The organism is Winogradskyella sp. UBA3174 (assembly GCF_002364335.1).
Taxonomy (GTDB): Bacteria; Bacteroidota; Bacteroidia; order Flavobacteriales; family Flavobacteriaceae; genus Winogradskyella.
This window is the reverse complement of sequence record NZ_DEXW01000029.1, coordinates 1-5,578: the sequence shown is the minus strand read 5'-3', so window position 1 is coordinate 5,578 and position 5,578 is coordinate 1. Positions and strand designations below refer to the sequence as shown.

Sequence of the window (5,578 nt, the reverse complement as noted above, 5' to 3'; positions counted from 1 at the left end):
CGTTGTAACCAATTTAAGAAAAATCCTGTTAAATTGAAATTTGAAAACATAATAAAAACGATTTCTTTGACTTCATATTCTCTCATAATTTTAATGGGACAAATGATTGGAATTCCATTTATAGCTTGGTTATTTTGGACAAGTTTTGAATTTGGTAATAATGACCAGATTTTTGCGATTATTGGATTAATTGGACTTATTTCGTTTTTCACAAAATATTTTAAAAGGAGAGTTTTTAGAATCTTAATTTTTGGGTTAATGCTAACACCATTAATTAGAAGATTAACAGAAATACCAATTGAGAAATTTAACTATTTGGCGTTTCAGATACCTTTAATTATTTTCATTACGACCTTTATGATTTTGATTTTTAAACCTAATTCTAAATGAAACGCATCCTAATTGGAATTGGAATAATTTTATTCATCGGAATTTTAGTTTTAAAGTGTGACATTCCTATGACGAAAAATTCTGTTGTCGGAGTTTATGCAAATACGAATTACGGGAATGAAGTTTGCTGTTTAGAATCACCTCATAAATCAGACACTCTAATTTTAAAGTCTAACGGAACATTTTCGAGCGAATATTATGGAAATGGAACTTATAAAGTAAGTTATGGAATTATGACAACTGAAATTGACTGGACTTACAAATATGAAATGGGAACAGCTGGACACAGTACATATTTTATAAATAAGATTTTTGAAAAGCCGAAAATTGTATTGAATTACGACTTGAATCATTACTATGAAAAAACGGAATAAAAAACTGGTTACAACACCGTATATAATTTATTGCTGGCTTATCGCCTACTTACGAAAGTCCTCGCGGACTTTTTTGGTCGGTAATTATTTACTAAATTAGTTGCTTAAAACACGCAACAAACCATATACATAAACGTTGTACACAATTTTGACCCGTCCTGAAATAAGGCTACATAATTTTAAACATTATGTACAAAAATGACAAAGTAATTAGACGTTACAGTGAACCTTTTAAATTAAAAATCTTAGCAGAACTCAGTACAGGAAAGCACACAAAAAGTGAGCTTTGTAAACTCTATTCCATAGCACCTACAACAGTGAATGTATGGATTAAAAAGTACAATCGTACAGACTTAATGAACACCAGAGTAAAAGTGGAAACCAAAGACGAAATATCTCGAATTAAAGCACTTCAAAAAGAGATTGAACAGCTTAAAAAACTAGTGTTGAAAAAGGATCTCGATGCTATGGTAGAAGAATCCTATCTAGAAGTAGCAGCAGAAGATCTAGGCTACAAATCTATTGCTGAACTAAAAAAAAAGTTAAGTATAAAGCCTTAATCAAAGCCAAAGAGAAATCTAAGGGATTTGCTACTTTGGTAACTATAACTGGTTGTTTTGGACTAAAACGTGATGCCTATTACAAGTTTAAAAATAGGGCTGACAGACGTTTGGAACGTGAACAACAGATTATAAAAATAGTTAGGCAAAGACGCAAATCCCTTCCTAGAGAAGGTGTTAGAAAACTTATAAGATCATTAGGTAACGAGTTTAATAAAGCCAATCTAAAAGTTGGTAGAGACACTTTGTTTAATGTGCTTAGAAAGCATAAAATGCTAACCCTTAGAAAGAAATATAGGATGAGGACAACAAACTCTCATCATCGCTTTTATAAGTATAGTAACATCATAAAAGACATGGAAATCAACAGACCTAATCAAGTTTGGGCTTCGGATATCACATACATCAGAACTGTAAAAGGGTTTTGCTACCTGGCTCTTATTACAGATATGTATTCTCGAAAAATTGTTGGGTATGACCTGAGTGATAGCCTGGAACTAAATGGATGCGTGAGAGCGCTTAATAAGGCCGTATATCAAGCCAAAAATATTAAAGGACTCATACACCACTCTGACAGAGGAATACAGTATTGCAGTAATGTATACACACAAATACTTAAAAGAAAAAAGATAGATATTAGTATGACTGAAGAAAATCATTGTTATGAAAACGCAATGGCAGAACGTGTAAATGGCATCTTAAAAGACGAGTTTTATCTCGACCAGACCTTTACAAATGTGGTGCACGCAAAGAGAGCTGCAAAAAATGCAATTAATCTATACAACGAAATAAGATTACATTTATCTTTAGACTATAAAACACCTAATATGGTATATTTAAAAACAGCGTAAATCAATTTTAACCTGTAGCCGTATTTCAGGACAAGACATATCACGAAAACCTATAAAAAAACCAACAGTCAGACAAAAAATGAACGAAATTGACATTAAAAGGCTTCCGAGACTGACTGCAATCTTAAACCAATTGCATACCAAAAAACTCTTTACCGCATCAGAACTTGCTATAAAATTCTTTGTTAGTAAAAGGACAATTTACCGAGATATTAAGGCATTGGAACAATCAGGAGTTCCAATTATAACGGAGGAAGGAAAAGGATATACATTAATGGAAGGTTACAGAATACCACCAATAATGTTTTCCGAAAGTGAAGCCAACGCTTTGATTACAGCCGAACAATTAGTTTTAAAAAATAAGGATTCCTCATTTGTAAAAGAATACACCGAAGCTATTGGTAAAATTAAATCTGTTTTGAGAAGTAACACGAAAGACAAAGCTAATTTACTTTCAAATCGGGTTGTATTTGGACAAAATGACAACTTCGTTCGCACAAGTAGTTATTTATCGACACTTCAGTTAGCATTGACCAATTTTAATCTTGTTAAAATAAGTTATTACTCGCCGAACAATGACCAATCAACTGAAAGAACAATTGAACCATTTGCTATTTACACCACTCAAGAAAATTGGTTGCTCATAGCATTTTGTAGATTAAGAAATGATTATAGAGCTTTTCGTTTAGACCGAATAGAAAATTTATCTGTATTAAACCAAGCGTTTGAACCACACAAAATCACCTTTGAAGAATATTTTGACATTAGTCTAAAAAAATGTTCAATACCCTTGCCATAGGGTTGTCACAAATGTATTTTATATTTGTGGTCAAACAAATGAATATAATACAATGAAAAGATTTCAATTTTTTTTACTTACGGCATCTTTGCTATTCTCAATTAAAGCAATATCACAAACAAAAAACTCTAAAACTATGAACAATCAAATAATTGAAAAATTTAGTGTAATCGGAATTTCCGTAAGAACAACAAATGAAAATGGACAATCTGCTAAAGATATTGAGGCACTTTGGGGGAAATTTTGGGGCGAAGAAATTCAAAATCAAATTCCGAACAAAATAAAAGATGATATTTATGCAGTTTACACGGACTATGAAACAGATTTCAATGGACCTTATACATTAATTATCGGATTGACAGTAAACACATTAGAAAATATTCCCGAAGATTTTGTGGGAATTACAATTAAAAAAAATACATATCAAAAATACGTTTCAAAAGGCAAGATGCCAAAAGCAGTTCTTGCTACTTGGATGGAAATTTGGCAAAATAAAGACTTAAACCGAACTTACAACGCTGATTTTACAGTTCACGGAAAAAAATATTATGATGGAGAAAATGCCGAAGTTGAAACGTTTATATCAGTTAAAGAATAAAAATTAGTGAACAAAACAGAACAATTAGCAAGTAGAATTCGAGAAGTAATCCTTAGTGGAACTTGGATAGCAGATACCAATTATAAAGAACTATTGGAAAGTATCGATTGGAAAATTACGAACACAAAATTTCTATCACTAAATACTATTTCAGAACTAGCACAACACAATCACTACTATATTAATGGAATAAAAAATGTGTTTTTAAGTGGAAAACTTGAAATAAGTGATAAAAAAAGTTTTGACTTTCCACCAATAGAATCGCAAAATGAATGGAAAACGTTTTTAAATAAGTTTTGGAAAGACACAGAAAAGTTATGTGTTTTAATAGAAAAAATGTCAGAGGAAAAATTAAAACAAATATTTATTGAGGAAAAATACGGGAATTATAAAAGAAATATAGATGGAATGATTGAACATAGTTATTATCATCTTGCACAAATAATATTGATTAGAAAAATAATATCGAGCAAATAATACTGCATACAACACCGTGTATAATTAATTGCTTGGTTCTCGCCTATTTACGAAAGTCCAAACGGACTTTCTTGGCTGGTGTTTTATTTAGTAAATTGGTCTCTTAAAACACGCAACTAACCATACACAAACGCGTTGTGCGTCATAATCTCATAGCAAAATTAAATAGTAAAAACAAAATATAAAATAGTGATTAAAATGAAATTAAAGAGTTTTTTAATACTTATAGGTTTACTGATTTTTTCTGCTAATATTTCAGCACAATCATTTGACGTAGGTCATACCTCAATTACTTTCTATGACAGTAATAGAAACAGAAATATCGAAACTGAAATATATTATCCTGCTGATAATCCAGGTGAAAATGTCCCAATCGCTTCAGGAAATTTTCCTGTTATTGTTTTTGGTCATGGATTTTTAATGAGCTGGGAATCTTATGAAAATTTTTGGACGGAATTAGTTCCCAATGGTTACGTAATTTGTTTTCCAACAACTGAAATGACCTTTACTCCAAGTCATGAAAATTTCGGACTTGACTTAAAGTTTGCGGCTACTCAAATGCAAAATGAAAATAATGATAACTCTTCATTGTTCTTTAACTCTTTGGCTCCTAAAACGGGGCTTCTTGGTCATTCTATGGGTGGAGGTGCATCCTTTCTAGCTGCAGAAAATAATTCGATTATAAGTACATTAGTGACTTTCGCTGCCGCAGAAACTAATCCATCTGCCATTTCGGCTTCACAAAACATTACTGTCCCAACACTTATCTATTCCGGAGATGATGATTGTGTAACACCTCCCGATGAAAACCAAACCCTCATGTATAATGAATTGGCCTCAAATTGTAAAACTCATATCAGCATAATAAATGGTGGTCATTGTTATTTTGCTGATGATAATTTCAATTGTTCTCTAGGTGAATCATTCTGCAACCCAACTCTAGGTATTACAAGAGAGGAACAGCAATTAATAACTTTCAATTTTTTGAAACTATGGCTGGATTATTCCTTATATGATGATCTAAATTCTTTCAATGATTTTGATAATTTATTACAATCTTCAACACAAACAAATTTCACTCAGTTCTGCAACGTACTTGCAGTCCAAGATATTAGTGAGCAGAAATCCATTGAAATATATCCTAATCCTGTAATTGATAAATTAAATCTGCATATACCAATTGAACATACAGATGGTATACTAACAATTTACAACTTGGTTGGGCAACAAGTATATCAAAGCTTAATACCTAATATCATTAATCAAATAGATATATCAAATTATCCGAACGGACCTTATTTTATTGCGTACAATAAAAATTTAATAATGCAGTACTATAAAATTATTAAAATAGATCGTTAGTTAGCATAATTACAACGCACAACACCGTGTATAATTAATTGCTAGTTTTAGCTCACTTGCGAAATTCCTTCGGAATATAGCCGTTCGTGCTTAATTTAGTAAATTGGTTGCATAAATCACGCAACTAATCATACACCAACCGTTGTGTGTCATTAGACCGAACAGAA

General features: G+C 31.5%; 8 protein-coding genes. 7 read left to right on the top strand and 1 reads right to left on the bottom strand.

Features of this window, described 5'->3' with window-relative positions:
* On the bottom strand, positions 1-212 hold a 212-nt coding region (locus B2U95_RS04035; RefSeq protein WP_296313116.1), incomplete at its 3' end, for a hypothetical protein.
* A gap of 174 nt (positions 213-386) precedes the next feature.
* Here B2U95_RS04035 and B2U95_RS04030 point away from each other — a divergent pair.
* The 7 genes from B2U95_RS04030 to B2U95_RS04000 all read left to right on the top strand — a co-directional run bounded on the left by B2U95_RS04030 (position 387) and on the right by B2U95_RS04000 (position 5,411).
* Positions 387-764, top strand: coding sequence for a hypothetical protein (locus B2U95_RS04030; protein ID WP_296313114.1), 378 nt, complete (start codon positions 387-389; stop codon positions 762-764).
* Positions 765-952: 188 nt separating this feature from the next.
* Positions 953-1,324 carry a transposase gene (locus B2U95_RS04025; protein WP_296313112.1) on the top strand — a complete coding sequence of 124 codons (372 nt, stop codon included), beginning with the start codon at positions 953-955 and terminating at the stop codon, positions 1,322-1,324.
* A 35-nt stretch (positions 1,325-1,359) separates the two neighbouring features.
* A complete protein-coding gene (locus tag B2U95_RS04020; protein WP_296313111.1) occupies positions 1,360-2,175 on the top strand; it encodes an IS3 family transposase in 816 nt (271 codons plus the stop codon).
* Between the two features lie 79 nt (positions 2,176-2,254).
* Positions 2,255-2,974 carry a helix-turn-helix transcriptional regulator gene (locus tag B2U95_RS04015; RefSeq protein ID WP_296313109.1) on the top strand — a complete coding sequence of 240 codons (720 nt, stop codon included), beginning with the start codon at positions 2,255-2,257 and terminating at the stop codon, positions 2,972-2,974.
* Between the two features lie 136 nt (positions 2,975-3,110).
* Positions 3,111-3,572 (top strand): GyrI-like domain-containing protein, encoded by a 462-nt coding sequence (locus tag B2U95_RS04010; RefSeq protein ID WP_296313107.1) that lies wholly within the window; start codon positions 3,111-3,113, stop codon positions 3,570-3,572.
* Positions 3,573-3,578: 6 nt separating this feature from the next.
* A complete protein-coding gene (locus tag B2U95_RS04005) occupies positions 3,579-4,049 on the top strand; it encodes a DUF1572 domain-containing protein (protein WP_296313105.1) in 471 nt (156 codons plus the stop codon).
* A 198-nt stretch (positions 4,050-4,247) separates the two neighbouring features.
* A complete protein-coding gene (locus B2U95_RS04000; protein ID WP_296313103.1) occupies positions 4,248-5,411 on the top strand; it encodes a T9SS type A sorting domain-containing protein in 1,164 nt (387 codons plus the stop codon).
* Positions 5,412-5,578 lie beyond the last annotated feature (167 nt).

Excerpts from the sequence above, each read along its gene's own strand:
- B2U95_RS04030 (WP_296313114.1), top strand. The coding sequence starts at position 387 with ATGAAACGCATCCTAATTGGAATTGGAATAATTTTATTCATCGGAATT.
- B2U95_RS04025 (WP_296313112.1), top strand. The coding sequence starts at position 953 with ATGTACAAAAATGACAAAGTAATTAGACGTTACAGTGAACCTTTTAAA.
- B2U95_RS04015 (WP_296313109.1), top strand. The coding sequence starts at position 2,255 with ATGAACGAAATTGACATTAAAAGGCTTCCGAGACTGACTGCAATCTTA.
- B2U95_RS04010 (WP_296313107.1), top strand. The coding sequence starts at position 3,111 with ATGAACAATCAAATAATTGAAAAATTTAGTGTAATCGGAATTTCCGTA.
- B2U95_RS04000 (WP_296313103.1), top strand. The coding sequence starts at position 4,248 with ATGAAATTAAAGAGTTTTTTAATACTTATAGGTTTACTGATTTTTTCT.